Source organism: Aliiroseovarius crassostreae (assembly GCF_001307765.1).
In the GTDB taxonomy this organism is placed as follows: domain Bacteria; phylum Pseudomonadota; class Alphaproteobacteria; order Rhodobacterales; family Rhodobacteraceae; genus Aliiroseovarius; species Aliiroseovarius crassostreae.
Map to the genome: position 1 here is coordinate 242,458 of NZ_LKBA01000004.1, position 23,822 is coordinate 266,279.

The 23,822-nt window shown below is 56.3% G+C and carries 37 protein-coding genes; 32 read left to right on the forward strand and 5 right to left on the reverse strand.

Annotated features, from left to right (window positions below):
* The first annotated feature begins 5 nt into the window (after positions 1 to 5).
* From fusA to rplP, 13 genes are all read left to right on the forward strand, one after another.
* The gene (fusA, locus tag AKJ29_RS03265; protein WP_055187897.1) at positions 6 to 2,123 is read left to right on the forward strand and encodes an elongation factor G; all 2,118 of its coding nucleotides are present in this window, start codon (positions 6 to 8) and stop codon (positions 2,121 to 2,123) included.
* Positions 2,124 to 2,190: 67 nt separating this feature from the next.
* Complete coding sequence (tuf, locus tag AKJ29_RS03270) at positions 2,191 to 3,366, forward strand: elongation factor Tu (protein WP_055187865.1); 1,176 nt, start codon at positions 2,191 to 2,193, stop codon at positions 3,364 to 3,366.
* A gap of 325 nt (positions 3,367 to 3,691) precedes the next feature.
* The gene (locus AKJ29_RS03275) at positions 3,692 to 4,030 is read left to right on the forward strand and encodes an NYN domain-containing protein (RefSeq protein ID WP_055187898.1); all 339 of its coding nucleotides are present in this window, start codon (positions 3,692 to 3,694) and stop codon (positions 4,028 to 4,030) included.
* Between the two features lie 227 nt (positions 4,031 to 4,257).
* Entirely contained in the window at positions 4,258 to 4,566 is a 309-nt protein-coding gene (rpsJ, locus tag AKJ29_RS03280; protein WP_055187900.1) for a 30S ribosomal protein S10, read from the forward strand.
* 14 nt (positions 4,567 to 4,580) lie between these two features.
* Positions 4,581 to 5,306: a 50S ribosomal protein L3 gene (gene rplC, locus AKJ29_RS03285; protein ID WP_055187903.1), complete on the forward strand. Its 726-nt coding sequence runs from the start codon at positions 4,581 to 4,583 to the stop codon at positions 5,304 to 5,306.
* Positions 5,303 to 5,920 carry a 50S ribosomal protein L4 gene (gene rplD / locus AKJ29_RS03290; RefSeq protein ID WP_055187905.1) on the forward strand — a complete coding sequence of 206 codons (618 nt, stop codon included), beginning with the start codon at positions 5,303 to 5,305 and terminating at the stop codon, positions 5,918 to 5,920. The genes rplC and rplD overlap by 4 nt, the downstream gene beginning before the upstream one ends.
* Entirely contained in the window at positions 5,917 to 6,213 is a 297-nt protein-coding gene (locus AKJ29_RS03295) for a 50S ribosomal protein L23 (protein WP_055187906.1), read from the forward strand. The genes rplD and AKJ29_RS03295 overlap by 4 nt, the downstream gene beginning before the upstream one ends.
* A 351-nt stretch (positions 6,214 to 6,564) precedes the next feature.
* Entirely contained in the window at positions 6,565 to 7,281 is a 717-nt protein-coding gene (locus tag AKJ29_RS03300) for a hypothetical protein (RefSeq protein ID WP_055187908.1), read from the forward strand.
* A gap of 228 nt (positions 7,282 to 7,509) precedes the next feature.
* Complete coding sequence (rplB, locus tag AKJ29_RS03305) at positions 7,510 to 8,352, forward strand: 50S ribosomal protein L2 (protein WP_055187910.1); 843 nt, start codon at positions 7,510 to 7,512, stop codon at positions 8,350 to 8,352.
* Between the two features lie 3 nt (positions 8,353 to 8,355).
* On the forward strand, positions 8,356 to 8,634 hold the full coding sequence (gene rpsS / locus AKJ29_RS03310; protein WP_055187912.1) for a 30S ribosomal protein S19: 279 nt from the start codon (positions 8,356 to 8,358) through the stop codon (positions 8,632 to 8,634).
* A 3-nt stretch (positions 8,635 to 8,637) separates the two neighbouring features.
* The gene (gene rplV, locus AKJ29_RS03315) at positions 8,638 to 9,018 is read left to right on the forward strand and encodes a 50S ribosomal protein L22 (protein WP_055187914.1); all 381 of its coding nucleotides are present in this window, start codon (positions 8,638 to 8,640) and stop codon (positions 9,016 to 9,018) included.
* Positions 9,018 to 9,725 (forward strand): 30S ribosomal protein S3, encoded by a 708-nt coding sequence (gene rpsC / locus AKJ29_RS03320; protein ID WP_055187916.1) that lies wholly within the window; start codon positions 9,018 to 9,020, stop codon positions 9,723 to 9,725. Before rplV ends, rpsC begins: the two co-directional genes overlap by 1 nt.
* A gap of 13 nt (positions 9,726 to 9,738) precedes the next feature.
* Positions 9,739 to 10,152, forward strand: a complete 414-nt coding sequence (gene rplP, locus AKJ29_RS03325; RefSeq protein WP_055187918.1) for a 50S ribosomal protein L16 — start codon at positions 9,739 to 9,741, stop codon at positions 10,150 to 10,152.
* Positions 10,153 to 10,820: 668 nt separating this feature from the next.
* On the opposite strand, the gene AKJ29_RS03330 is transcribed toward rplP, so the two are convergent.
* Positions 10,821 to 11,171, reverse strand: a complete 351-nt coding sequence (locus tag AKJ29_RS03330; protein WP_074963594.1) for a hypothetical protein — start codon at positions 11,169 to 11,171, stop codon at positions 10,821 to 10,823.
* A gap of 241 nt (positions 11,172 to 11,412) precedes the next feature.
* Positions 11,413 to 12,033 carry a TIGR02466 family protein gene (locus AKJ29_RS03335; RefSeq protein ID WP_055187922.1) on the reverse strand — a complete coding sequence of 207 codons (621 nt, stop codon included), beginning with the start codon at positions 12,031 to 12,033 and terminating at the stop codon, positions 11,413 to 11,415.
* A 152-nt stretch (positions 12,034 to 12,185) separates the two neighbouring features.
* On the opposite strand from AKJ29_RS03335, the gene AKJ29_RS03340 reads away from it, so the two are divergent.
* The 12 genes from AKJ29_RS03340 to rpmD all read left to right on the forward strand — a co-directional run bounded on the left by AKJ29_RS03340 (position 12,186) and on the right by rpmD (position 17,539).
* Positions 12,186 to 12,875 carry a hypothetical protein gene (locus AKJ29_RS03340; RefSeq protein ID WP_139231284.1) on the forward strand — a complete coding sequence of 230 codons (690 nt, stop codon included), beginning with the start codon at positions 12,186 to 12,188 and terminating at the stop codon, positions 12,873 to 12,875.
* Positions 12,876 to 13,222: 347 nt separating this feature from the next.
* Positions 13,223 to 13,423, forward strand: coding sequence for a 50S ribosomal protein L29 (gene rpmC, locus AKJ29_RS03345; protein ID WP_055187926.1), 201 nt, complete (start codon positions 13,223 to 13,225; stop codon positions 13,421 to 13,423).
* A gap of 14 nt (positions 13,424 to 13,437) precedes the next feature.
* A complete protein-coding gene (gene rpsQ / locus AKJ29_RS03350) occupies positions 13,438 to 13,668 on the forward strand; it encodes a 30S ribosomal protein S17 (protein ID WP_055187929.1) in 231 nt (76 codons plus the stop codon).
* An 88-nt stretch (positions 13,669 to 13,756) separates the two neighbouring features.
* The gene (gene rplN / locus AKJ29_RS03355; protein ID WP_005621870.1) at positions 13,757 to 14,125 is read left to right on the forward strand and encodes a 50S ribosomal protein L14; all 369 of its coding nucleotides are present in this window, start codon (positions 13,757 to 13,759) and stop codon (positions 14,123 to 14,125) included.
* A 1-nt stretch (position 14,126) separates the two neighbouring features.
* Positions 14,127 to 14,432 carry a 50S ribosomal protein L24 gene (rplX, locus tag AKJ29_RS03360; RefSeq protein ID WP_055187930.1) on the forward strand — a complete coding sequence of 102 codons (306 nt, stop codon included), beginning with the start codon at positions 14,127 to 14,129 and terminating at the stop codon, positions 14,430 to 14,432.
* Positions 14,432 to 14,986, forward strand: a complete 555-nt coding sequence (gene rplE, locus AKJ29_RS03365) for a 50S ribosomal protein L5 (RefSeq protein WP_055187932.1) — start codon at positions 14,432 to 14,434, stop codon at positions 14,984 to 14,986. Before rplX ends, rplE begins: the two co-directional genes overlap by 1 nt.
* Positions 14,987 to 15,005: 19 nt before the next feature.
* A complete protein-coding gene (gene rpsN / locus AKJ29_RS03370; protein ID WP_055187934.1) occupies positions 15,006 to 15,311 on the forward strand; it encodes a 30S ribosomal protein S14 in 306 nt (101 codons plus the stop codon).
* A gap of 12 nt (positions 15,312 to 15,323) precedes the next feature.
* Entirely contained in the window at positions 15,324 to 15,716 is a 393-nt protein-coding gene (gene rpsH / locus AKJ29_RS03375) for a 30S ribosomal protein S8 (RefSeq protein WP_055187937.1), read from the forward strand.
* Positions 15,717 to 15,727: 11 nt separating this feature from the next.
* Positions 15,728 to 16,261: a 50S ribosomal protein L6 gene (gene rplF / locus AKJ29_RS03380; protein WP_055187939.1), complete on the forward strand. Its 534-nt coding sequence runs from the start codon at positions 15,728 to 15,730 to the stop codon at positions 16,259 to 16,261.
* A gap of 11 nt (positions 16,262 to 16,272) precedes the next feature.
* Positions 16,273 to 16,632 (forward strand): 50S ribosomal protein L18, encoded by a 360-nt coding sequence (rplR, locus tag AKJ29_RS03385; RefSeq protein WP_055187941.1) that lies wholly within the window; start codon positions 16,273 to 16,275, stop codon positions 16,630 to 16,632.
* A gap of 138 nt (positions 16,633 to 16,770) precedes the next feature.
* Positions 16,771 to 17,337, forward strand: a complete 567-nt coding sequence (gene rpsE, locus AKJ29_RS03390) for a 30S ribosomal protein S5 (protein WP_055187943.1) — start codon at positions 16,771 to 16,773, stop codon at positions 17,335 to 17,337.
* Between the two features lie 13 nt (positions 17,338 to 17,350).
* Positions 17,351 to 17,539 (forward strand): 50S ribosomal protein L30, encoded by a 189-nt coding sequence (gene rpmD, locus AKJ29_RS03395; protein ID WP_055187945.1) that lies wholly within the window; start codon positions 17,351 to 17,353, stop codon positions 17,537 to 17,539.
* A 65-nt stretch (positions 17,540 to 17,604) separates the two neighbouring features.
* Here rpmD and AKJ29_RS18595 read toward each other — a convergent pair whose 3' ends face one another.
* Positions 17,605 to 17,847, reverse strand: coding sequence for a DUF2188 domain-containing protein (locus AKJ29_RS18595; protein WP_074963574.1), 243 nt, complete (start codon positions 17,845 to 17,847; stop codon positions 17,605 to 17,607).
* A 640-nt stretch (positions 17,848 to 18,487) separates the two neighbouring features.
* Here AKJ29_RS18595 and AKJ29_RS19610 point away from each other — a divergent pair.
* Positions 18,488 to 18,637 (forward strand): hypothetical protein, encoded by a 150-nt coding sequence (locus tag AKJ29_RS19610; protein ID WP_161805370.1) that lies wholly within the window; start codon positions 18,488 to 18,490, stop codon positions 18,635 to 18,637.
* Positions 18,638 to 18,800: 163 nt separating this feature from the next.
* Here AKJ29_RS19610 and AKJ29_RS03400 read toward each other — a convergent pair whose 3' ends face one another.
* A complete protein-coding gene (locus AKJ29_RS03400; RefSeq protein ID WP_139231285.1) occupies positions 18,801 to 19,040 on the reverse strand; it encodes a hypothetical protein in 240 nt (79 codons plus the stop codon).
* A 150-nt stretch (positions 19,041 to 19,190) separates the two neighbouring features.
* Positions 19,191 to 19,562, reverse strand: coding sequence for a sulfotransferase family 2 domain-containing protein (locus tag AKJ29_RS03405; RefSeq protein WP_055187950.1), 372 nt, complete (start codon positions 19,560 to 19,562; stop codon positions 19,191 to 19,193).
* 229 nt (positions 19,563 to 19,791) lie between these two features.
* Here AKJ29_RS03405 and rplO point away from each other — a divergent pair, with 229 nt between their 5' ends.
* The 6 genes from rplO (at position 19,792) to rpsK (ending at position 23,735) form a co-directional block, all read left to right on the forward strand.
* On the forward strand, positions 19,792 to 20,262 hold the full coding sequence (gene rplO, locus AKJ29_RS03410) for a 50S ribosomal protein L15 (protein WP_055187952.1): 471 nt from the start codon (positions 19,792 to 19,794) through the stop codon (positions 20,260 to 20,262).
* Between the two features lie 105 nt (positions 20,263 to 20,367).
* On the forward strand, positions 20,368 to 21,723 hold the full coding sequence (gene secY, locus AKJ29_RS03415; RefSeq protein ID WP_055187954.1) for a preprotein translocase subunit SecY: 1,356 nt from the start codon (positions 20,368 to 20,370) through the stop codon (positions 21,721 to 21,723).
* On the forward strand, positions 21,720 to 22,310 hold the full coding sequence (locus AKJ29_RS03420; protein WP_055187956.1) for an adenylate kinase: 591 nt from the start codon (positions 21,720 to 21,722) through the stop codon (positions 22,308 to 22,310). Before secY ends, AKJ29_RS03420 begins: the two co-directional genes overlap by 4 nt.
* Before the next feature lie 104 nt (positions 22,311 to 22,414).
* On the forward strand, positions 22,415 to 22,747 hold the full coding sequence (locus AKJ29_RS03425) for a DUF6693 family protein (RefSeq protein WP_083432487.1): 333 nt from the start codon (positions 22,415 to 22,417) through the stop codon (positions 22,745 to 22,747).
* A 214-nt stretch (positions 22,748 to 22,961) separates the two neighbouring features.
* Positions 22,962 to 23,330 (forward strand): 30S ribosomal protein S13, encoded by a 369-nt coding sequence (gene rpsM / locus AKJ29_RS03430; RefSeq protein ID WP_055187960.1) that lies wholly within the window; start codon positions 22,962 to 22,964, stop codon positions 23,328 to 23,330.
* A gap of 15 nt (positions 23,331 to 23,345) precedes the next feature.
* The gene (rpsK, locus tag AKJ29_RS03435) at positions 23,346 to 23,735 is read left to right on the forward strand and encodes a 30S ribosomal protein S11 (RefSeq protein WP_055187962.1); all 390 of its coding nucleotides are present in this window, start codon (positions 23,346 to 23,348) and stop codon (positions 23,733 to 23,735) included.
* Positions 23,736 to 23,822: the final 87 nt, after the last annotated feature.

Below are 23,822 nucleotides of genomic sequence, written 5' to 3' on the forward strand. Positions count from 1 at the left end.
ACACCATGGCACGCGAATATCCGCTCGAGCTGTACCGCAACTTCGGTATTATGGCTCACATCGATGCAGGTAAAACCACCTGTTCCGAGCGTATCCTTTACTACACCGGCAAGTCCCACAACATTGGTGAGGTGCACGATGGTGCAGCCACCATGGACTGGATGGAGCAGGAGCAGGAACGCGGGATCACCATCACCTCGGCTGCGACCACCACCTTCTGGGAACGCACCGAAGACGGTGAAACCGCTCAGACGCCCAAGCACCGCATGAACATCATCGACACCCCCGGCCACGTTGACTTCACCATTGAAGTTGAGCGTTCGCTGGCGGTTCTCGACGGTGCCGTCTGTGTTCTGGACGCCAATGCCGGTGTTGAGCCGCAAACCGAAACCGTGTGGCGTCAGGCTGACCGCTACAAGGTTCCGCGCATGGTGTTCGTCAACAAGATGGACAAGATCGGCGCAGACTTCTTCAACTGCGTTCGCATGATCGAAGACCGCACCGGCGCCCGCGCCGTTCCGGTTGGCATTCCGATCGGTGCAGAAACCGAGCTGGAAGGCCTGATCGACCTGGTCAACATGGAAGAATGGCTGTGGCAGGGTGAAGACCTTGGCGCATCGTGGATCAAAGCACCGATCCGTGACAGCCTGTCGGACATGGCCAACGAGTGGCGCGAGAAGATGATCGAAGCCGCCGTCGAACAAGACGACGACGCCATGGAAGCCTATCTGGAAGGCAACGAGCCCGATGCAGACACCCTGCGCAAACTGCTGCGCAAAGGTACTCTGGCACTGGACTTCGTTCCGGTTCTGGGTGGGTCCGCCTTCAAGAACAAAGGCGTTCAGCCGCTGCTCAACGCTGTGATCGACTATCTGCCCAGCCCGCTGGACGTTGTGGATTACATGGGCTTCAAACCCGGTGACGAAACCGAAACCCGTAACATTGCCCGTCGTGCAGACGACGACATGGCGTTCTCGGCTCTGGCGTTCAAAATCATGAACGACCCCTTCGTTGGCTCGCTGACCTTTACCCGCGTCTATTCGGGTGTCCTGAACAAGGGCGACACGCTCCTGAACTCGACCAAAGGTAAGAAAGAGCGCGTTGGTCGTATGATGATGATGCACTCGAACGACCGTGAGGAAATCACCGAAGCGTTCGCAGGCGACATCATCGCGCTGGCAGGTCTAAAAGACACCACCACCGGTGACACGCTGTGTGCCGCCAACGACCCGGTGGTTCTGGAAACCATGACCTTCCCGGATCCGGTGATCGAGATCGCGGTTGAGCCGAAAACCAAGGCTGACCAAGAGAAAATGTCGCAAGGTCTGGGCCGTCTGGCTGCTGAAGACCCGTCCTTCCGTGTGGAAACTGACATCGAAAGCGGTCAGACCATTATGAAGGGCATGGGCGAACTTCACCTCGACATCCTGGTGGACCGCCTGAAGCGCGAGTTTAAAGTGGAAGCCAACATCGGTGCCCCGCAGGTTGCCTATCGCGAGACCATCTCGAAAGCGATCGAGCACACCTACACCCACAAGAAACAGTCGGGTGGTTCGGGTCAGTATGCTGAAGTCAAAATGGAAATCATGCCGACTGAAGCAGGCGAAGGCTATTCGTTCGAAAGCCGCATCGTTGGTGGTGCCGTTCCGAAGGAATACATCCCGGGTGTTGAAAAAGGCATCAACTCGGTTATGGATAGCGGCCCGCTGGCCGGCTTCCCCGTGATCGACTTCAAGGTTGCCCTGATCGACGGTAAGTTCCACGACGTGGACTCCTCGGTTCTCGCCTTCGAAATCGCTGCCCGTATGTGTATGCGTGAAGGCATGCGTTTGGCTGGCGCCAAACTGCTGGAACCGATCATGAAAGTGGAAGTGATCACGCCTGAAGAGTACACCGGTGGCATCATCGGCGACCTCACTTCGCGTCGTGGTCAGGTGTCTGGTCAAGAGCCGCGCGGCAACGCGATTGCAATCGATGCAAACGTGCCGCTGGCGAACATGTTTGGCTACATCAACACCCTGCGCTCCATGTCTTCGGGTCGTGCGCAGTTCACCATGCAGTTCTCGCATTACGATCCGGTTCCGCAGAACATCTCGGACGAAATTCAGGCGAAATACGCGTAAGCGTTTTTCCCACACAGAAAACCGGGCGGGGGCGGCCCCGTCCGGACCAATTTAAAAGGAGGCCATCATGGCTAAGGAAAAGTTTGAACGCGGTAAACCGCACGTAAACATCGGCACCATTGGTCACGTTGACCACGGCAAGACGACACTGACCGCAGCGATCACCAAGTATTTTGGTGACTTCAAAGCCTACGACCAGATCGACGGCGCGCCGGAAGAGAAAGCCCGCGGGATCACCATCTCGACCGCGCACGTTGAGTATGAGACCGACGCGCGTCACTACGCCCACGTTGACTGCCCGGGTCACGCTGACTACGTGAAGAACATGATCACCGGCGCCGCGCAGATGGACGGTGGTATCCTGGTTGTGAACGCAGCTGACGGCCCGATGCCGCAGACCCGCGAGCACATCCTGCTGGCGCGTCAGGTTGGTGTGCCTGCTCTGGTTGTCTTCATGAACAAAGTTGACCAGGTTGACGACGAAGAGCTGCTTGAGCTGGTTGAAATGGAAGTTCGTGAACTGATGAACGAATACGACTTCCCGGGCGACGACATGCCGATCATCGCGGGTTCCGCGCTGGCCGCCATGGAAGGCCGTGATCCGGAAATCGGTGAGAACAAGATCCGCGAACTGATGGCCGCTGTTGACGACTACATCCCGACCCCGGATCGTCCGATTGACGGTGACTTCCTGCTGCCGATCGAAGACGTGTTCTCGATCTCGGGCCGTGGTACCGTTGTGACCGGTCGTGTGGAACGTGGCGTGATCAACGTTGGCGACTCGATCGAAATCGTTGGCCTGAAAGACACCCAGACCACCACCTGTACCGGTGTTGAAATGTTCCGCAAACTGCTGGATCGCGGTGAAGCTGGTGACAACGTTGGCGTTCTGCTGCGCGGTATCGACCGTGAGAAAGTTGAGCGTGGCCAGGTTCTGTGTAAGCCGGGTTCGGTTAACCCGCACACCAAGTTCGAAGCTGAGGTCTACATCCTGACCAAGGAAGAAGGCGGCCGTCACACCCCGTTCTTCGCGAACTACCGTCCGCAATTCTACTTCCGCACCACCGACGTGACCGGCACCGTTCAGCTGCCGGAAGGCACCGAAATGGTGATGCCGGGCGACAACCTGAAGTTCAACGTTGAACTGATCGCGCCGATCGCAATGGAAGAAAAACTGCGCTTCGCCATCCGCGAAGGCGGCCGCACCGTTGGGTCCGGCGTTGTGTCGAAAATCGTTGAGTAAGGTTAAATTTCCTCGGGAAATTTGATCTGGCGACAGGCGATTTGGCGGAAACGCCAAATCTGCCGAGAGCTTTAATTAGCGTCAGCTAATGTTCAGATGGAAAAGGCCGCCTCCGGGCGGCCTTTTTTATTTGAATTCCACGATCCCGAGACACACCACCAAACCAGTGTCGAAAATCGTTGAGTGGGTGGCAGGTGAATTGCTTGCAAATCGCCGAGAACCCACCCCGTGCTGCGCATGTGCCGGGGGCCCGTATATATGGGAAATTCATGTGACGATTTAGGCTCTATCAGTTTCTATGCGTAGATGGAGATATCGCTCGTCTATGGGGATCTCCCCTTCGGGTGATTCAATTTGGAGCCTGTTGGACAGAAAAGGGTTTAACCCCACTGTCTATGAGCGGAATGCAAGCAACAAGGAGAAGAAGGTAGATGTTGGCATTGCGCACAGGATTACAAAGGATGCCTATAGCCTGACCGACAAAGACAAAGACGATATCCTTTTGGTTGCAGGGGGCACGGATTACATAGCTGTCGTGCCCGATTTGGTTGCAGAAGCGTATACTGCAGAGGTCGCATTTTGGGACCACTTGGCACGTGACCTGCAAGACGTCTCGTCGAATTGGATTGGGTTGAAACAACGCCACAAGCTATTCACCTTGTAGGGGGTAAAGGTCGTCATTTAGGGAGCTGGAATAGGCCTTTTCTTCTTGCCACATCCCCCAAACCCCCGTATATCGCGCGGGTTCGCATTGTGAATTTGCAATGGGGAAGATTCGGTTTTGCCTGATGGCGAGCGGATATAGCCCTGAATTCACATTGGGTTCGACGAGGGCAGGGGGAATGAGCCACCTGTCGTCCTATCAACTCCTAGCCTGAAAGGGCGAATGCTATGCAAGGCCAAAACATTCGTATCCGTCTGAAGGCGTTTGACTATCGCGTGCTGGATGCCTCCACGCAAGAGATCGTCAACACCGCCAAACGGACTGGTGCACAGGTTCGCGGGCCCATCCCGCTGCCGAACAAGATTGAGAAATTCACGGTTCTCCGTGGTCCTCACATCGACAAGAAATCCCGCGATCAGTTCGAGATCCGTACGCACAAGCGTCTGCTCGACATCGTTGACCCGACCCCGCAGACCGTGGACGCGCTGATGAAGCTCGACCTGGCTGCTGGCGTTGACGTCCAGATTTCGGTTTAAGGAGGGTATCTAAGATGCGCTCTGGTGTAATCGCTAAAAAGGTTGGCATGACCCGCCTTTTCATGGAAGACGGCAAACAGATCCCTGTGACCGTTCTTCAACTGGACAATCTGCAAGTTGTTGCTCAGCGCACCATCGAAACTGACGGCTATACCGCCGTTCAGCTGGGTGCCGGGGAAGCAAAAGCAAAACGCACCTCCCAGCCGATGCGCGGTGTCTATGCCAAAGCTGGCGTGGCCCCCAAGCGCAAGCTGGTGGAATTCCGCGTTCCCGCCGAAAACCTGATCGAAGTGGGCGCCGAAATCTCGGCTGAGCACTTTGTCGAAGGTCAGAAAGTGGACGTGGCAGGCACTTCGATCGGTAAAGGTTTTGCCGGTGCCATGAAGCGTCACAACTTTGGTGGTCTGCGCGCCACCCACGGTGTGTCGATCAGCCACCGTTCGCACGGTTCGACCGGTCAGTGTCAAGACCCGGGCCGCGTGTTCAAAGGCAAGAAAATGGCCGGCCACATGGGGGCCGTCCGTGTGACCACTCAGAACCTCGAGGTTGTGAAAACCGATGCCGACCGTGGCCTCGTTTTCATCAAGGGCGCTGTGCCCGGCTCAAAAGGTGGCTGGGTCACCGTAAAAGACGCCGTGAAAAAGAAGCTGCCCGAGAACGTTCCGTTCCCGGCTGCTCTGAAAACTGCTGCAACCGAAGCTCCCGCCGAGGAAGCTCCTGCGGAAGGTGGTGAAGCATGAAACTTGACGTGATCAAACTCGATGGCGGCAAAGCCGGTTCGGTTGAACTGGACGAAGCCCTCTTTGGTCTGGAGCCGCGCGCGGACATCCTGCACCGTGTGGTTCGCTGGCAGCGCAACAATGCGCAAGCTGGCACCCACAAGGTGAAGACCCGCTCGGAAACCTCCTACTCGACCAAGAAGATCTATCGCCAAAAAGGCACCGGCGGCGCCCGCCACGGTGACCGTAACGCGCCGATCTTCCGCAAAGGTGGTATCTACAAAGGTCCGACGCCGCGTTCGCACGGCCACGACCTGCCGAAGAAATTCCGCAAGCTGGGTCTGAAGCACGCCCTGTCCGCCAAGCTGAAAGCTGGTGAACTGGTTGTGATCGACGAAGCCGCTTCGGAAGGCAAGACCGCCGCCCTGGCCAAGCAGGTCAAGGACCTGGGCTGGAAACGTGCTCTGGTGATCGACGGTGCCGAGATCAACGAAGGCTTTGCACGCGCTGCAAAGAACATCGAAGGCCTCGACATTCTGCCGACCATTGGCGCCAACGTCTATGACATCCTGAAGCGTGACACCCTGGTGATCACCAAAGCAGGTGTCGAAGCTCTGGAGGCTCGCCTGAAATGACCGCTAAAGCAGAACTCTACGACGTGATCCGCAAGCCGATCATCACCGAGAAAGCAACGCTGGCATCGGAAAACGGTGCTTATGTTTTCGAAGTGGCAATCGACGCGAACAAACCGTCGATCAAAGAAGCCGTTGAAGCCCTGTTCGACGTGAAGGTGAAAGCCGTGAACACGACGATCACCAAGGGTAAAGTCAAACGCTTCCGCGGTCAGATCGGTAAGCGTAAAGACGTCAAGAAAGCCTATGTGACCCTCGAAGAGGGCAACGCAATCGACGTATCCACCGGTCTCTGATCCGGCGGCCGATTGTAGGCTCATGAACTGAAAAAGCCCCTCGCGATTGCGGGGGGCTTTTTTTGTTGGAGAGTTTTCACCCCGCAGAATTACCCCCGCCCGGACGCAGGTGCGCAGCACCCCGGGCAGAGCCCGACCGCCCCCATGGGCGGGCTCTTTTGCCATGTTGCGGGCGCTTATGAGCATGAGAGTATGTGGTTGGGTCAGTGGAGCCATTGCCAGTGTCGCACCGCCCGCCCGCGGTCTGGCACTGCCCTTGTGGCGTGTGAGCTTTTGGATGCCTTTCCAAAGCACCTATCCTTTGCAATGTTTTCGATTGCATTCGTAGGAAAAATATTGGGGAGAGTTTGAGTGGTTATTGAAGATGAGATTGACTTTACTGAGGCTTCAGAAATGTCTCACAAGGTGAGAAGCTACGTTGAAAGTAGTTTTGAGCACGAATTGCCGGGAGAAGGAGATCGGCTATTTGTTGATAGGCCAATTGAACGGGGCAATATGCTGAATTTTTGGCCTTATGAGGTGCATGGTAATCACTGTAGGGGGTATTGTGATGCAGCGCGTTTGGTCGGTAGTCAAATCCTGTTGGGTCCATATCAATCAGATCACATGGTTATGCCTCTGGCATTCTTGTATCACCACGCCCTTGAGCTTTCGTTGAAGTGCGGGATCTATGAAGCTGAAAGGGCCAATGGGAGGACCGCGAGAGAGGCCTTCGACTTGGTGTACGGTGAAGAGTCTAAGTATGGGCATAGCTTGAAGAAGTTGTGGCAGAAATACAGGTGCGTTATGTTTCGTTTTTCGGAGCATCAGCCGGATTACAAAATGAGAATGAATGCCGCCGAAAAACTGATAGAAGAGTTTGATGGCTTTGGGAAAAGCGGCTTCCTCTTCCGGTATCAGCGCGACAGGAAAGCGGCGAAGTCTTATCTGCTCGAAGAGCAAACGGAGGAAGCGCCTTATAGGCGGCCGAACGCGACAATGATGAATGTGCGCGTGTTTGTCAGCAGCGCGGAAAAGCTTTTAAATTTAATTTCTGGATTACAAGACGATATTCCTGACGCCCTATAGACACCTTCCCCCAACCCCGCTATATCCGCACAGTCGAGAGGCCACAGATTCGTTCTGCGGCCTTTTGATATTTGGAATTCGGGGACCTCGTGGTGCGGTGTAAGCCAGATCAAAAGGGCCCTTTAACCTGGTCACCTGTTCAGCCAATGGCGTTCAGGGGGCTTTACCTACCAGGTGGTGACCTCGGGCAAACTCGGGGCATCGCCAAGCTAACGGAAGACAGAAAGCATGGCACTTAAGTCGTACAAACCGACGACGCCGGGCCAGCGTGGGCTGGTTCTGATCGACCGTTCGGAGCTGTGGAAAGGTCGTCCGGTCAAATCCCTTACCGAGGGTTTGACCAAGTCGGGCGGCCGGAACAACACCGGACGGATCACCTCTCGCCGCCGTGGTGGCGGGGCAAAGCGTCTCTATCGTATCGTTGATTTCAAGCGCAACAAGTTTGACATCGCCGCCACTGTTGAGCGGATCGAATACGACCCCAACCGCACCGCATTCATCGCCCTCGTGAAATACGAAGACGGTGAGCAAGCGTATATCCTGGCCCCGCAGCGTCTTGCTGTTGGCGATCAGATCATCGCAAGCGCAAAAGCCGACATCAAGCCGGGCAACGCAATGCCGTTCTCGGGCATGCCGATCGGTACCATCATCCACAACATCGAGATGAAACCGGGCAAAGGCGGCCAGATCGCCCGCGCAGCCGGCACCTACGCTCAGTTTGTTGGTCGTGACGGTGGCTACGCTCAGATCCGCCTGTCGTCGGGCGAACTGCGTCTTGTGCGTCAGGAATGCATGGCCACCGTTGGTGCCGTGTCGAACCCCGACAACTCGAACCAAAACTACGGTAAAGCCGGTCGTATGCGCCACAAAGGCATCCGCCCGTCGGTTCGTGGTGTTGTTATGAACCCGGTTGATCACCCCCATGGTGGTGGTGAAGGTCGCACCTCGGGTGGTCGTCACCCGGTTACCCCCTGGGGTAAGCCGACCAAGGGTGCCCGCACTCGCAACAAGAACAAGGCGTCGTCGAAGCTCATCATCCGCTCGCGTCACGCCAAGAAGAAGGGTCGTTAAGATATGGCACGTTCTGTCTGGAAAGGCCCTTTTGTTGACGCTTACGTCCTCAAAAAAGCCGAAAAAACCCGTGAATCGGGTAAAAACGAGGTCATCAAGATCTGGTCGCGTCGTTCGACCATTCTGCCCCAGTTCGTGGGTCTGACCTTTGGCGTCTACAACGGTCAAAAGCACGTTCCCGTGTCGGTGACCGAAGAAATGATCGGCCAGAAGTTCGGTGAATATTCGCCGACCCGTACCTATTACGGTCACGCGGCTGACAAGAAAGCGAAGAGGAAGTAAGCCATGGGTAAGGATAAAAATCCCCGCCGCGTGGCCGCCAACGAAGCTATGGCCAAAACCCGCATGCTTCGCACAAGCCCGCAGAAACTGAACCTGGTTGCTGGCATGATCCGCGGCAAGAAGGTTGATCGCGCTCTGACCGATCTGACCTTCTCGAACAAGCGTATCGCCCAAGACGTGAAGAAATGCCTTCAGTCGGCCATCGCCAATGCTGAAAACAACCACAACCTGGACGTCGATGAACTGATCGTCGCCGAGGCCTATGTGGGCAAGAACCTGACCATGAAACGCGGTCGTCCGCGCGCCCGTGGTCGTTTCGGCAAAATCATCAAACCGTTCTCGGAACTCACCATCAAGGTGCGTCAAGTTGAGGAGCAAGCCTAATGGGTCAGAAGGTAAATCCGATTGGCATGCGTCTTCAGGTCAACCGCACCTGGGACAGCCGCTGGTATGCAGACACGAAAGATTACGGGGATCTTCTTCTGGAAGACCTGAAAATTCGTGACTTCATCAAGACCGAATGCAAGCAGGCCGGTATCGCTCGTGTGATCATCGAACGTCCGCACAAAAAGTGCCGCGTGACGATCCACACCGCCCGTCCGGGTGTCATCATTGGCAAGAAAGGCGCAGACATCGAAACCCTGCGCAAGAAAATCGCCAAGATGACCGACAGCGAACTGCACCTCAACATCGTTGAAGTGCGCAAGCCCGAGCTGGACGCCGCCCTCGTGTCGGAATCGATCGCTCAGCAGCTGGAACGTCGTGTGTCGTTCCGTCGTGCCATGAAACGTGGCGTGCAGAACGCCATGCGCATGGGCGCCCTGGGCATCCGTGTAAACGTTGCTGGCCGTCTGGGTGGTGCTGAGATTGCACGTACCGAATGGTACCGCGAAGGTCGTGTGCCGCTGCACACCCTGCGCGCCGACATCGACTACGCACATGCAGAAGCAATGACGCCTTACGGCATCATCGGTATCAAAACCTGGATCTTCAAAGGCGAAATCATGGAGCACGATCCGTCGGCTCGTGATCGTCGCCAAGCTGAGCTCCAGGAAGGTCCCGCGCCCCGTGGCGCTGGCGGCCGTCGCTAAGGAGACCTGAAAGATGCTTCAACCAAAGCGTACTAAATTCCGCAAGATGCACAAAGGCCGGATCAAGGGTGAGGCCAAAGGCGGCTCTGACCTGAACTTCGGTTCCTATGGCCTGAAAGCCCTGCAGCCCGAGCGTGTGACTGCACGTCAGATCGAAGCTGCACGTCGTGCCATGACGCGTCACATGAAACGTCAGGGCCGTGTTTGGATCCGTATCTTCCCGGACACCCCGGTGACCGCCAAGCCCATCGAAGTTCGTATGGGTAAAGGTAAAGGTTCCGTGGACCGCTGGACCTGCAAAGTGAAGCCGGGCCGCGTGATGTTCGAAATCGACGGTGTGTCGGATGAAGTGGCCCGCGAAGCCCTGCGCCTCGCTGCCATGAAACTGCCGATCAAATCGCGGGTCGTGCAACGCGAAGACTGGTAAGTCGTAATTTGCCTTTGGCAAATTATTGGCAACAGGACGAGGCGATTGCTTGCAATCGCCGCTCCGCCAACCGGTAGAAAGATAGAAGGCCCTGCCAGTGGCGGGGCCTTTTCGTTGTCGGCAATAGGGCGAGGCTGTTGACTACAGCTGTCGGTAGGTGTGGCTTAAAGGGGAGTCTTTAAATAGCAGCGTTCCGCCGCAGGGCCCGCAAGCCAAAAGCCCTTGATCATTATGGCCTATGGCAAAAGTTTCGCATCGGTAGGATAGGCGGATGCTTTTCCTACTAGCTTCGCATCGGGTTTCCTCAGCGTCACTTCGCGGATCTTCTTCAACCCATGTGCTTTCCGGTTTGGTATTATTGGCTGTGGGGCTGTGGGTGGGAAAATTTAAGTCAAGCTGATCTATTGTTGAGGTGTCGACTTCGTGAGCTGTATGCTCCACCTTCGGAAAAACCTGCTTGTGCGCAGAAAAAAATGTTGACTCTTGTTGTTTCTTTGATATTATATTCAATAGGCGTTCTCCGTTTTTTTGTCAGAGAGCGTATATATGCCATTGTTCTGCGTTTGTCAAGAGTTCTCTTGACTCAGGTTCCTGTGCTGTGCCATATCTGGGATGCTTCATTGAATATCTATGGGGCCTGTGTTTGGTGCGTAGCTCCCGATTGGCCCCTACCGCAGCAGCTGATCCATCAATCCAATCACCTCCAGCACCTTGAACGTGGTCGGATCGGCGCGGTAGATCAGCTCGCCTACACGGTAATAGCTGTGACGGCGATCGAGGCGATAGCGGTCATAGTCGTCGAAAACGAAATACTCATATTCGTCCAGCCGGTCCCCGACCTTGGGCTTGGCCAATCCGGGCGGCACGCAGGGCGGGTTCTTTTTGGCAAGCCCCGGCGGGCAACCACCAGCACCATACCCTTTCGCCTTGCCATGCCCCTTGCCATTTCCGGCAAGCGAAGCGGTGGCCATAAGGGGGAGCAGAGCAAGGATCAGGGCGGCTTTAAGGGGGGCTTTCATGGTCATTCCCGTCATGCTGAGTGTTTGAACGCGTATTTGCTGATGCGTTTGTTGAACATGATGCTATCCACGCCGCCAGTGTTATCCAATATCAGCGGGGGCCAGCGCGGCAACTTGCCGGTTTCTGCGCCCGAAAAGCAAAACCGCGCCGAGTGGGCGCGGTGCGTCGTTTCTCGCAGAGAGATGGCGCGGCCCGCGAGGTTCCTTCGGAAATTCGCGACACCGCGTTCAGGTAGTCATCTTATGACCACTTGTAATTAAAGCTCACCGACAGGCGTTCTTCTTCGCCGGTGTTTTGCATCACCTCATGTCTGAGCCAGCTTTCCCAGAGGAGAATGTCCCCCTCGGCGGGGCGTTTGGTGATGAAGGGTTGCAGATCCTCGCGTGCGTTTTTGCGGCGCGGGGGGGCGGCCATCATGCGCGCGTGGCGCGGGTCTTCGTAACGCAGCGCGCCGGCACCCTCGGGCAGCGCCAGATAGGTGGTGCCGGAAATCACCGAATGCGGGTGGATATGGGCCGAGTGGTATCCGCCCGGCGGCAGGATGTTGATCCAGATGTCCTCCAGCACCAATTCGCGCTCATCCAGATTGAACTCCAGATCCTCGGCAAAGGCGGCGACGTGTTTATCAAGGCTGTCGACCAGATCCTTGAAGATCGGGAACCGCCAGGGAAGGTCGGTCAGGGAGGCGTAGGAGGTGTAGCCGGGATAGCCCTCGGCCTCACACCATTCCTGCCCCGCCTCGTCATCCTCGGCGATGGAATAGCAGCTGTCATAAAGCTCATCCTGGTCAATGGCGGGGCCATGTTCGGACAGTTGAGCGTGGTAAAGGCGGGTCACGAAGAGAGAGGATATATTGGCCATGGCCCCTCATACTGAACCGGGCCAGGACTGGCGAGAGATTTTTGTGTGCTGACCGGGCGACGATTTGGCGCAAAGGGGGCCGGGAGGTTGGTCTGGTGAGGGCGGGTGCGGCCCGATACATTAGGTCTGTTGCTGTGATGTAGGAGGTGCGGATGAGGTCTGAGTCATTGAACGGAAAGCAGGTCGCAGGCCTTGCGACTATCATCGGGCTTGTGCTTCTTGCGCTTTGGGTCGCGCCCAGGAACACCACCACACCCGGACTGGAAATCGCCCTGTTGCAGGGCGGGGAAGAGGTGGAGCTTGTGCCGCGAAGCCCCGGATCCTCGGTGATGCGGGGGCATTTGGCGCGGCAGCAGTTTCATGTCGCTGTCACCGATCCGGCGCAGGTGTTCGGGGCGGAGGACCCGTATCTTTATATCATGATGTTCCGTGCGCCCGGGTTTGTGATGGAGACACGGCAAGGCCTGCGGGTGGGGTGCAACAACAGTACGGTTGCAGAGGCAAGCGAGGATCTGCTGAAGGTTCAAACGCTTGGAACCTTTTTCCTGCCTGGGCATGCGGCGGCAGATTATCCCACCGGGGATGAATGGCTGATCGAGGCCGCCCCGGATTGTTATGAATTGCCGGATGGTAGCCGGGGCGGCATCTCGTTCTATGCTGCTTTCGGTGAGCGGTTCCGGCCCCATGGCAATTATGCCTATTCCAAACCCGTGTCCTACCTTCTCTTTTGCGAAAACAATCTGCTCTACGGTCAAAAGCTGTTGCCGCAGGGCAGTTGGATGCTGCTTGTGGGGCGCGGCGATGGGGAGGCGGACATGATAGAGGTCGTGTTCGAGGGGTAAGGTCGGCTACGGGGGCAGGAAAGTGGTATTGGAAGGGTAGGGCGAGGGAGAGTAGGTTTTCGTGATTGCGTGTGCGTTGTTTTCCGCGGCATCTTCTGGCTGAGGCCAAACTAAAGCTGGCTGCCGAATGCGAAAACCCGATCGAAGTGCAGATCTGGATCGACTACGGAACGTGCGCGTAAATCCCCAAACTTTCCCTTGCCTCCACCCCCTATCCCCCCTATAGAGGCGCATCGCGCGGATTCCGGTGACGGGATTCGTGTGTATTGAATATTCACCCACCAGGTTAAGGGTTACCTGTCGACATAAGGACAGCGCTCTCTGGTGCAAGGAAAGGACAAGGCGAAATGAACGCCAAGGAACTTCGTGAGAAGTCGCCGGAAGAGCTGCGTGCTGCTCTGGCTGACCTGAAGAAAGAAGCCTTCAACCTGCGTTTCCAGCAGGCCACCGGCGCCCTCGAAAACACCGCTCAGATGCGCAAAGCACGCCGCAACGCGGCCCGTGTTAAAACCATTCTGACCGAAAAAGCTGCAGCAGCAGCTGAATAAGAGGAGCCAAGAGCATGCCCAAGCGTATCCTGCAAGGTGTTGTGACCAGCGCCGCCAACGAACAGACCGTCACCGTTTCGGTGGAACGTCGTTTCAAGCACCCGCTGCTGCACAAGACCGTTCGTAAGTCGAAGAAATATCGCGCTCACGACGAAAAGAATGCCTATAAGGCTGGCGACATCGTCCGCATCATCGAATGCGCGCCGAAGTCGAAAACCAAGCGTTGGGAAGTTCTGGAAGGCTAAGTCTAACTTACCTTCCCGGACGACTTAACAAGTCGAAACCCTGGGGGTTCCGCCATGCATCGGCGCCCCAAAGGTCGGGAGAAACCACATGATCCAGATGCAAACCAATCTGGATGTAGCTGACAACAGCGGCGCACGTCGCGTTCAGTGCATCAAGGTTCTGGGTGGTTCCAAGCGTAAATACGCATCCGTTGGCGACATCATTGTCGTCTCGGTTAAGGAAGCCATCCCGCGCGGTCGCGTGAAAAAAGGGGACGTCCGCAAGGCCGTCGTCGTGCGCACCGCCAAAGAGGTCCGTCGTGAAGACGGCACCGCCATCCGCTTCGACCGCAATGCGGCCGTTATTCTGAACAACAACAACGAGCCCGTTGGCACCCGTATCTTCGGACCGGTTGTTCGCGAACTGCGCGCGAAGAACTTCATGAAGATCATCTCGCTGGCTCCGGAGGTGCTGTAAGATGGCTGCTAAGCTGAAAAAAGGCGACAAGGTTGTCGTTCTGGCCGGCAAGGACAAGGGCAAGCAGGGCGAAATCGCTTCTGTTGATCCGAAGGCTGGCAAAGCCGTTGTTGACGGCGTGAACATGGCCATCCGCCACACCCGCCAGTCGCAAACTTCGCAAGGTGGTCGCATCCCGAAAGCGATGCCGATCGACCTGTCGAACCTGGCAATTCTTGACAAGAACGGCAAAGCGACCCGTGTTGGCTTCCGCGAGGAAGACGGCAAGAAAGTGCGTTTCGCCAAGTCGACCGGGGAGGCAATCTGATGGCTGACTATACCCCTCGTCTGAAAGCTGCCTACAAGGACAGCATCCGTGCCGCTCTGAAAGAAGAGTTCGGCTACAAGAACGACATGCAGATCCCCAAGCTGGACAAGATCGTTCTGAACATCGGTTGCGGTGCCGAGGCTGTAAAAGACTCGAAAAAAGCCAAGTCGGCCGTGGCTGACCTGACCGCTATCGCCGGTCAACAGGCTCTGACGACCAAAGCCAAGAAATCCATCGCTGGTTTCCGTGTCCGTGAGGACATGCCGCTGGGTGCGAAAGTGACCCTGCGCGGTGACCGGATGTATGAATTCCTGGACCGTCTGATCACCATCGCGATGCCCCGTATCCGTGACTTCCGCGGTGTTTCGGGCAAATCGTTCGACGGTCGCGGCAACTATGCCACCGGCCTGAAAGAACACATCGTGTTCCCGGAAATCGACTTTGATAAAGTTGATGAAACCTGGGGCATGGACATCGTGATTGCCACCACCGCGAACACCGACGCGGAAGCAAAGAGCCTGTTGAAGCACTTCAACATGCCCTTCAACAGCTGATCCGCGGGAAGGAAAAGACATGGCTAAAAAAGCAATGATCGAACGCGAGAAGAAGCGTCAGGCGCTGGTGGAGAAATATGCCGCCAAACGTGCCGCGCTGAAAGAGATCGCAAACGATGAATCGCAGTCGATGGAAGAGCGTTTCAAAGCGCGTCTGAAACTGGCTAAACTGCCGCGCAACTCGTCGGCCACCCGCTTGCACAATCGTTGCCAGCTGACCGGTCGTCCGCACGCTTACTATCGTAAGCTGAAAGTATCGCGGATCGCACTGCGGGAACTGGGCTCGAACGGCCAGATCCCCGGTCTGGTGAAATCGAGCTGGTAAGGGAGAGAAGATATGAACGATCCTATCGGCGATATGCTCACCCGTATCCGCAACGCCCAAATGCGTGGTAAATCCACTGTTTCGACCCCCGCGTCGAAACTGCGCGGCTGGGTTCTGGATGTGCTTTCTGACGAAGGCTACATCCGCGGCTATGAGGCTGGCACTGATGTCAACGGTCACCCGACCCTTGAAATCAGCCTGAAATATTTTGATGGCACCCCGGTTATCCGCGAACTGAAACGGGTTTCGACACCCGGTCGTCGCGTATACATGGGCGTGAAAGACATCCCGCAAGTCCGTCAGGGCCTGGGTGTGTCGATCGTGTCCACTCCGAAAGGTGTGATGTCGGATGCAAGCGCACGCGCAGCCAATGTTGGCGGCGAAGTGCTCTGCACCGTATTCTAAGGAGGTCTGGAATGTCTCGTATTGGTAAAAAACCGGTCGAGCTGCCCGCAGGCGTTACCGCCAGCGTGTCGGGTCAGACCGTCGAAGTGAAGGGCCCGAAAGGCACCCGCAGCTTCACCGCCACTGATGATGTGACCATCTCTGTTGAAGACAATGCCGTTTCGGTTGAGCCGCGCGGCTCGTCCAAACGTGCACGTCAGCAATGGGGTATGTCGCGCACCATGGTTCAGAATATGGTGACCGGCGTGACCGAAGGCTTCAAGAAAGAGCTGGAAATCAACGGTGTTGGTTATCGTGCTCAGATGCAGGGCAACACCCTGAAACTGAACCTCGGCTACTCGCATGACGTTGAATTCGAAGCTCCGGAGGGCGTCACCGTGACCGCTCCGAAGCAGACGGTAATCATCGTTGAGGGCATTGATCAACAACTCGTCGGCCAGACCGCGGCCAATATCCGCGAATGGCGTAAGCCTGAGCCCTACAAAGGCAAAGGTATCAAATATAAAGACGAGTTCATCTTCCGCAAGGAAGGTAAGAAGAAGTAAGGACCAGACAGATGGCAAACAGCAAACGGACCCTGTTCCTCAAGCGCCGCCTGCGCGTCCGGAACAAACTTCGCAAGCACAATGTTGGCAAGCTGCGCCTGTCGGTGCACCGCTCCAACAAAAACATCTCGGTGCAGATCATCGACGACGCTCAGGGCAAAACCCTGGCCGCCGCATCCTCGATGGAAAAAGACCTGGGTGTTTTCGGCAAGAACAACGTGGAAGCCGCTGCCAAAGTGGGCGCCGCCATTGCCGAACGTGCGAAAAAAGCCGGTGTCGAAGAATGCTACTTCGACCGCGGTGGCTTCCTGTTCCACGGCAAAGTGAAGGCCCTGGCCGACGCTGCGCGTGAAGGTGGCCTGAAGTTCTAAGACTTGTGGAGGGCATCGGGTTTCCCGGTGCCCCCCCGATGATCCGGGGGCGATTGGTTCGCTGATCGCCCACCAGGATTGAATTCTACCGGCGCCAAGCCCCTGCAATATGGGCGCGCCACATGAAAGGAATGCCAAATGGCAGAACGTGAAAATCGCCGTGGCCGTGGCCGCCGCGAAGAAGAAGCACCGGAATTTGCCGATCGCCTTGTCGCGATCAACCGCGTGTCGAAAACCGTAAAAGGTGGTAAGCGCTTTGGCTTCGCCGCTCTCGTGGTTGTTGGCGACCAAAAAGGCCGCGTCGGCTTTGGTAAGGGTAAAGCGAAAGAAGTGCCCGAAGCCATCCGCAAAGCCACCGAGCAAGCCAAGCGCCAAATGATCCGCGTGCCGCTGCGCGAAGGCCGCACCCTGCACCACGACATCGAAGGTCGTCACGGTGCCGGCAAGGTGATCATGCGCACCGCCCCGGAAGGTACCGGTATTATTGCTGGTGGTCCGATGCGTGCCGTGTTCGAAATGCTGGGCATCAAGGACGTTGTGTCGAAGTCGATCGGCTCGCAGAACCCCTACAACATGATCCGTGCGACCATCGACGGCCTGCAAAAAGAAGCAAGCCCGCGTCAAATCGCACAGCGTCGTGGTAAAAAAGTGGCTGACATCCTGGGCAACAAAGACGCTGCCCCGGCTGAAGCTGCTGACGCGTAAGGAGATCTGACCAATGGCTAAAACCATCGTTGTAAAACAGATCGGTAGCCCGATCCGTCGCCCCTCGAAACAGCGCCAGACGCTGATCGGCCTGGGCCTCAACAAAATGCACAAAACCCGCGAACTCGAAGACACCCCCGCCGTGCGCGGCATGGTGAACTCGATCCCGCACATGGTGAAGATCATCGAAGAGAAAGGCTAAGCCTCGGCTTAGACCCCTTCTTGAAGATTTGAAGCACCCCGGTCAGAAATGGCCGGGGTGTTTTGTTAGCCGTTACCCTTGGGGTCTGGTTTGCCGTGTGTATCGCTGTCGATGATCTGACCACGTTTGTGGACTGACCCATCTCGTGATGCGTGTTCACGTACCTCACCTCCGCCAGAGTTGACTGCGAGGCCTTTTGCAATTTCTTGGATCTCAGCCTTGGTTCCTGCGCGAGCAGAGGCTCTCTGCCCCCCTGCTTTTTGGGCTTTCCAACCTTTGCTGTCTTTTGAGATGTGGTAATCGGGCATATCGTACTCCTGATCTGATCTTTATACCATATATGGTGTTTGAGCTTGTCAATTTCAATGCAGCGCGGGGAGTGAGTTGCTAAGTGCCCGCTACCCAATCGTTTTCTGGTTAGACTGGGCTGCACCTGATTGAATTGCCTTTCGCCGCGTCACTGTGCGACAGCGCCCGACCCTCCCCACGGGAGGGCGCTTTTGACACCTCTCAAATTGTCACGACGTAGTGGTGGAAGCATCGGCTTGGCTCAATGTTCTGCATTGATGCGCCATCCCAGGGTCGGGCGCTGCCCTCTGTTTCGCGGGGCATTAACCACTCCTCACATCCCCCTCTCGTCGTCACCCAGCATGAACACTTCCCCGCCACGCTTCCCTTGGGGACGAGAGGCGTGAGACATGAGCACAACTGACATTATTGGGTTGCTCCGGCCCGTTCTGCCAAAGCCGGAATAAGATGACCGGGACGGCAAGCATCGCTGACTGCGGCCATATCGCAAGCCTCGGGGTGCTATGTGATCTGTATGACATTGCCATGACGCGACCCATGCACTCACTGCAACCCGGGGCTTCGAAGACTCGAATGGTTATCTAACATGTTCAGCCTTATGACAGGCGCAACAGACAACTTCTTTAGGGACTCACCGATATGGCCGTGATCACCGCACCCGTTGGCTTTGCCGCCGTTCTCTTCGCCACCATCGGCACTACGATCTTTGGGGCCGCCAAGAAATTCCTCGCGTCGGAACCGACCCCGACCTGGACCGAATACATGCACAAGTGCAACTGCGAGAAGTAATCTCGCGCGACATTTGAACTGCTTCTGATGACCCGGCTTTATGCCGGGTTTTTCTTTCATAGGATCCCCAAAGCGTTTCGAGAGTATATTGGAACGAGGCACAGAGATGAAACAACCGTGGCGTATAAGACCTGAGGACGTTTCCAGATAAACTGGGATCCAACTAAGTTTGCAATGTGTTAATCAGGGTGTAGTCGCAGGCGTAGTTCTTCTCAATAAGTTGCCTGAGCTCTTTACTTTCAAAGGCTTTTGCTCCCGGTGCTTGACCCGTGTTGCGAAACAGCTGTGCCAGGTCGCCTGCGCGCATGTCCACCTGGCTGGATTGCAGATTTGAATACTCCGTTCGGTTCTGCGGTCTGGAAAAATACCTCTCCGTGAGTTCGGCCCCCAGTAGATCCTGCATTTTGGGCAATAGCCCCCCCATCTCGATCGCATGGTCATAGGGCAGATCAAGAAGCCGGCTGGCCTGAGGGCGGACATGTTTGTCGCGCTGGGAAAAGGGGGGAATGCAATACCGGGTTACAAAATCGCGAAAACTCGTGTCATCGGGATGTTACCCGGTGGCGCTCTGATAACGTTGAAAAATATCCTCATGCCCCTTGCGGGCCACGAATTTGTTCAAATAGGCCGACACCAGTCGTCCATAAGGGTCGCGATAAACAAACAGGCGGGTGTGACACTGATCGAGCTGTCTGCGGGTTTTGATCCGATGGTATTTGTTCATGAAACGCATTGGACGCAGACCAGTCTCAACGAAATCGGCCCGCTTTGAAGTCTCACAGATCAGCGTTTTGAAAGCCGTGCAGGCATTCTTGCGAATGTAAGCATAGGCAAACCGCTTACCATTTGCCTTAAACCAATAATGTTCAACCCTGTTCAGTTGAAACCAGTACGGCAGAGAAATGGCTGGGTGGTGCATGTTCATTCTTTCTTAGCTCTCTGATCGAGGTTACCTTCTTTATCCTCTGCATGCCGCTTTGTCAGCATCTATGCTTGCTGGTGGACACCAGAAAGGCGTGGAAGAAGGTTGCAGTGCAAAGCGACTTGTTCTATACGCGCCCGGTGGCCCTGAATGGGTCCAGAATCAAAATCAAGAAACGCCGTGTTTGGCCCCTTTACGCTTCGTGGGTCAGTTCCGGCAAAGGAGAAGCGACATGAAACTTCATGAACTGCGCGACAATCCCGGCGCAACCAAACCCCGCAAACGCATTGGCCGTGGTCCCGGCTCGGGCACCGGTAAAACCGGTGGTCGTGGTATCAAAGGTCAAAAATCGCGTTCGGGTGTGGCCATCAATGGTTACGAAGGCGGCCAAATGCCGCTCTACCAACGCCTGCCGAAGCGTGGCTTCAACAAGCCGAACCGCAAGGCATTTGCCGTTGTAAACCTGGGCCTGATCCAGAAATTCATTGACGCTGGCAAGCTGGATGCAGCCGACATCACCGAGGGCAGCCTGGTGGCTTCGGGCCTGGTGCGCCGCAAACTGGACGGTATCCGCGTTCTGGCCAAAGGCGAACTGACCGCCAAAGCGTCGATCACCGTGACCGGTGCGTCGAAATCGGCTGTTGAAGCTGTTGAGAAAGCCGGTGGTAAGCTCACCGTGGCCGCTCCGGCAGCAGCTGAATAAGACCTTGTGAGGGGCGTGAAACCCCCTTACATGTCTTTCTACGTTTTCAAGCGCCGCCGGAGCCGGGAACGGTCCGGCGGTGTTTTTACTTGATGAGGGGGCCTTATGGCATCTGCAGCAGAACAAATGGCGGCAAATATGAGCTGGGGCGCTTTCGGCAAAGCGACCGAGCTGCGCCAACGCATCTTTTTCACCATCGGCTTGCTGATCATTTACCGTATCGGCACCTATATTCCGGTCCCCGGCATTGACGCGGGCGCCCTGCGCGACTTCATGGAACAGGCGCAATCGGGCATCGCGGGCGTGCTGGGCATGTTCACCGGCGGCGCATTGTCGCGGATGGGTGTCTTTGCCCTTGGCATCATGCCCTACATCTCTGCCTCGATCATCATCCAGCTGCTCAGCTCGATGTGGGAGCCGCTCAAGCAGCTCAAGAAAGAGGGTGAGCAGGGCCGCAAAAAGATCAACCAATATACCCGTTATGGCACCGTTCTGCTGGCCACCGGGCAGGCCTTTGCCCTGGCCAATTCGCTGCAGGCTGGTGAGCTTGTGACGACGCCGGGCCTTTATTTCCTCGCCTCCTGCGTGATCACCCTGGTGGGCGGCACCATGTTCCTGATGTGGCTGGGCGAACAGATCACCGCGCGCGGCATCGGCAACGGCATCTCGCTGATCATCTTTGTCGGTATCGTGGCCGAGATCCCCGCCGCTCTGGCGCAGTTCCTTGCCTCTGGCCGTTCGGGGGCCATCAGCCCCGCCGTGATCATCGGTGTGATGGTGATGGTTGTCGTCGTGATTGCCTTTGTGGTGTTCATGGAACGGGCGCTGCGCAAGGTCCATATCATGTATCCGCGCCGCAATGTGGGCATGAAAGTCTATGAGGCCAACAGCTCGCACCTGCCGATCAAGGTGAACCCCGCAGGCGTGATCCCGGCCATCTTTGCCTCGGCACTCCTGCTGCTGCCAACCACGATCTCGACCTTCTCCAGCGGCCAGACCGGCCCGATCATGTCGACGATCCAGGCCTATTTCGGCCCCGGTCAACCGCTTTACCTGCTGTTCTTTACCGTGATGATCGTGTTCTTCACCTTCTTCTATACCAAAGAGGTGGCGTTCAAACCGGATGAAGTGGCCGAGAACCTGAAGCAGCAGGGCGGATCCATTCCGGGCATTCAACCGGGCAAGAAGACCGCAGCCGCGCTGGACTATATCGTGACCCGCATCCTGGTGCTGGGCGCGGGGTATCTGGCCCTGGTCGGCCTTCTGCCGGAAGTGCTGCGCAGCCAACTGGCCATCCCGTTCTATTTCGGCGGCACCTCGGTTCTGATTGTTGTGTCGGTCACCATGGACACGATCCAACAGGTTCAGTCCCACATGCTGGCGCACCAGTATGAAGGGCTGATCGAGAAATCCCAACTGCGGGGCAAAAAACGCAAGAAAAAAGGACCAGCCAGACGATGAACATCATTCTTCTCGGACCACCCGGCGCCGGTAAAGGCACCCAAGCACAAATTCTGGTAGAGGGGCGGGACATGATCCAGCTCTCCACCGGGGACATGCTGCGCGAGGCCAAAAGCTCGGGTTCCGAGATGGGTCTCAAGGTTGCCGCCATCATGGATGCCGGTGGGCTTGTGACCGATGAGATCGTGATTGGCCTGATCAAGGAAAAGCTGCAGGGCGACAAGAAGGGGGGCTTCATCTTTGACGGCTTCCCGCGCACCCTGCCGCAGGCCGACGCGCTGGCCGCGCTTCTGGAAGAGCAGGGCGAGACCCTTGATATGGTCATCGAGATGCAGGTGGATGACGAAACGCTGGTCAAGCGGATCGTGAACCGCGCTGCCGAGGCTGTCGCCGCCGGCAAAGAAGCCCGCGCCGATGACAATGAAGAAAGCGTGCGCTTCCGCCTGATGGAATACTACAAAAAGACCGCACCGCTGATTGGCTATTACTGGGCAAAGGGCAACCTGAAATCCATCGACGGTCTTGGCGCGATCGACGAGGTGAAATCCTCAATCGGGGTCTGCTGGACGGCTGATCCCTCTGTATGACCAATTTCTAAACGCCGTGCTTTATGCGCGGCGTTTTTCGTTGCTATTCTCAATGAAAATGATACTTAAAAACACGCATAAATAGAAAAGAAGGGGTATCTCCTGTGCTGGGTCAAAGCTTGAAATGTGAATATTCTGTTAGTGAAGCTATTGGTCAAATTCTGATTTGGGTGCTGTTGACACTCATAACGTTTGGGCTGGCTTTGTTTGTTGCGCCCTATTATCTGCTAAAAGGCCCGATCAATCGTTCTTTTGTTGTGGACCGGGAGGGTTCGAAGATATCGCGACTAAGTGTTGAAGTTAACTTTGGCGATATTCTTGGACATGCACTTGTTTGGCTTTTGCTATCCATTGTCACATTGGGATTGGCGTACATCATCTACTGGCCAGCAGTTGTGAAGCGGCTTCTGAATGCTGTGAAAATGGTGGAATTGTAAATTGTTGAATATGGGGCAGGGTGAACTATTGACCTTTCCCCTAAACCCTTCTAATCCACCTCATCCCTTATGGGAATCGGTGTGTCAGCGGGGTCGCGCCCCAACGCCACCGGATCAGAGTTTCAGCAAGGGCCCGCAGGAAAAATCCCCGCGGGCTTTGGTTGTGAAAAAAGGTTCCGGAACTACGGAACCGCAACGAAAAGGAAAGTGACACTTGGCACGTATCGCCGGCGTAAACCTCCCGACCCACAAACGGGTCCCGATCGCCCTGACTTATATCACCGGAATTGGCCACACCTCGGCTGAGTCCATCTGCGAAGCCCTCAACATCGACCGCACCCGTCGTCTGAACGAACTGTCGGATGCTGAAGTTCTGGCCATCCGCGAGCATATCGACGCCAACTTCAATGTTGAAGGCGACCTGCGCCGCGAAGTGCAGATGAACATCAAGCGCCTGATGGATCTGGGCTGCTACCGTGGCCTGCGTCACCGTCGCAACCTGCCGGTTCGCGGTCAGCGCACCCACACCAACGCTCGCACCCGCAAAGGCCCCGCAAAGGCCATTGCCGGCAAGAAGAAGTAAGGGAGGGTTAGACCAATGGCTCGTGATAAGACCCGCATGAAGCGCAAAGAGCGCAAGAACATCGCGTCGGGCGTTGCCCACGTGAACTCCTCGTTCAACAACACCAAGATCCTGATCTCGGACGTGCAAGGCAACGCCATTTCGTGGTCGTCGGCTGGCACCATGGGGTTCAAAGGCTCGCGCAAGTCGACCCCGTATGCTGCCCAGATGGCTGCGGAAGACGCTGGCAAGAAAGCCCAGGAACATGGCGTGAAAACCCTGGAAGTCGAAGTTCAAGGCCCCGGTTCGGGTCGTGAATCGGCTCTGCGCGCCCTGGCTGCAGTCGGTTTCAACATCACCTCGATCCGTGACGTGACCCCGATCGCCCACAACGGCTGCCGCCCGCCGAAGCGCCGCCGCGTGTAATCGCAAAAAATTTCGCCGGGGAGCAGGTTTTCTGCCCCCCGGCTTTTGTCGTTTTTCAACCTCGGGCGTCCTGCCTTAACGGAACAT

Bases quoted from the DNA above. Each gene is read 5' to 3' on its own strand.
- fusA (WP_055187897.1), top strand. From the start codon at position 6: ATGGCACGCGAATATCCGCTCGAGCTGTACCGCAACTTCGGTATTATG.
- tuf (WP_055187865.1), top strand. From the start codon at position 2,191: ATGGCTAAGGAAAAGTTTGAACGCGGTAAACCGCACGTAAACATCGGC.
- AKJ29_RS03275 (WP_055187898.1), top strand. From the start codon at position 3,692: ATGGGGATCTCCCCTTCGGGTGATTCAATTTGGAGCCTGTTGGACAGA.
- rpsJ (WP_055187900.1), top strand. From the start codon at position 4,258: ATGCAAGGCCAAAACATTCGTATCCGTCTGAAGGCGTTTGACTATCGC.
- rplC (WP_055187903.1), top strand. From the start codon at position 4,581: ATGCGCTCTGGTGTAATCGCTAAAAAGGTTGGCATGACCCGCCTTTTC.
- rplD (WP_055187905.1), top strand. From the start codon at position 5,303: ATGAAACTTGACGTGATCAAACTCGATGGCGGCAAAGCCGGTTCGGTT.
- AKJ29_RS03295 (WP_055187906.1), top strand. From the start codon at position 5,917: ATGACCGCTAAAGCAGAACTCTACGACGTGATCCGCAAGCCGATCATC.
- rplB (WP_055187910.1), top strand. From the start codon at position 7,510: ATGGCACTTAAGTCGTACAAACCGACGACGCCGGGCCAGCGTGGGCTG.
- rpsS (WP_055187912.1), top strand. From the start codon at position 8,356: ATGGCACGTTCTGTCTGGAAAGGCCCTTTTGTTGACGCTTACGTCCTC.
- rplV (WP_055187914.1), top strand. From the start codon at position 8,638: ATGGGTAAGGATAAAAATCCCCGCCGCGTGGCCGCCAACGAAGCTATG.
- rpsC (WP_055187916.1), top strand. From the start codon at position 9,018: ATGGGTCAGAAGGTAAATCCGATTGGCATGCGTCTTCAGGTCAACCGC.
- rplP (WP_055187918.1), top strand. From the start codon at position 9,739: ATGCTTCAACCAAAGCGTACTAAATTCCGCAAGATGCACAAAGGCCGG.
- AKJ29_RS03330 (WP_074963594.1), bottom strand. From the start codon at position 11,171: ATGAAAGCCCCCCTTAAAGCCGCCCTGATCCTTGCTCTGCTCCCCCTT.
- AKJ29_RS03335 (WP_055187922.1), bottom strand. From the start codon at position 12,033: ATGGCCAATATATCCTCTCTCTTCGTGACCCGCCTTTACCACGCTCAA.
- AKJ29_RS03340 (WP_139231284.1), top strand. From the start codon at position 12,186: ATGAGGTCTGAGTCATTGAACGGAAAGCAGGTCGCAGGCCTTGCGACT.
- rpmC (WP_055187926.1), top strand. From the start codon at position 13,223: ATGAACGCCAAGGAACTTCGTGAGAAGTCGCCGGAAGAGCTGCGTGCT.
- rpsQ (WP_055187929.1), top strand. From the start codon at position 13,438: ATGCCCAAGCGTATCCTGCAAGGTGTTGTGACCAGCGCCGCCAACGAA.
- rplN (WP_005621870.1), top strand. From the start codon at position 13,757: ATGATCCAGATGCAAACCAATCTGGATGTAGCTGACAACAGCGGCGCA.
- rplX (WP_055187930.1), top strand. From the start codon at position 14,127: ATGGCTGCTAAGCTGAAAAAAGGCGACAAGGTTGTCGTTCTGGCCGGC.
- rplE (WP_055187932.1), top strand. From the start codon at position 14,432: ATGGCTGACTATACCCCTCGTCTGAAAGCTGCCTACAAGGACAGCATC.
- rpsN (WP_055187934.1), top strand. From the start codon at position 15,006: ATGGCTAAAAAAGCAATGATCGAACGCGAGAAGAAGCGTCAGGCGCTG.
- rpsH (WP_055187937.1), top strand. From the start codon at position 15,324: ATGAACGATCCTATCGGCGATATGCTCACCCGTATCCGCAACGCCCAA.
- rplF (WP_055187939.1), top strand. From the start codon at position 15,728: ATGTCTCGTATTGGTAAAAAACCGGTCGAGCTGCCCGCAGGCGTTACC.
- rplR (WP_055187941.1), top strand. From the start codon at position 16,273: ATGGCAAACAGCAAACGGACCCTGTTCCTCAAGCGCCGCCTGCGCGTC.
- rpsE (WP_055187943.1), top strand. From the start codon at position 16,771: ATGGCAGAACGTGAAAATCGCCGTGGCCGTGGCCGCCGCGAAGAAGAA.
- rpmD (WP_055187945.1), top strand. From the start codon at position 17,351: ATGGCTAAAACCATCGTTGTAAAACAGATCGGTAGCCCGATCCGTCGC.
- AKJ29_RS18595 (WP_074963574.1), bottom strand. From the start codon at position 17,847: ATGCCCGATTACCACATCTCAAAAGACAGCAAAGGTTGGAAAGCCCAA.
- AKJ29_RS19610 (WP_161805370.1), top strand. From the start codon at position 18,488: ATGGCCGTGATCACCGCACCCGTTGGCTTTGCCGCCGTTCTCTTCGCC.
- AKJ29_RS03400 (WP_139231285.1), bottom strand. From the start codon at position 19,040: ATGCAGGATCTACTGGGGGCCGAACTCACGGAGAGGTATTTTTCCAGA.
- AKJ29_RS03405 (WP_055187950.1), bottom strand. From the start codon at position 19,562: ATGAACATGCACCACCCAGCCATTTCTCTGCCGTACTGGTTTCAACTG.
- rplO (WP_055187952.1), top strand. From the start codon at position 19,792: ATGAAACTTCATGAACTGCGCGACAATCCCGGCGCAACCAAACCCCGC.
- secY (WP_055187954.1), top strand. From the start codon at position 20,368: ATGGCATCTGCAGCAGAACAAATGGCGGCAAATATGAGCTGGGGCGCT.
- AKJ29_RS03420 (WP_055187956.1), top strand. From the start codon at position 21,720: ATGAACATCATTCTTCTCGGACCACCCGGCGCCGGTAAAGGCACCCAA.
- rpsK (WP_055187962.1), top strand. From the start codon at position 23,346: ATGGCTCGTGATAAGACCCGCATGAAGCGCAAAGAGCGCAAGAACATC.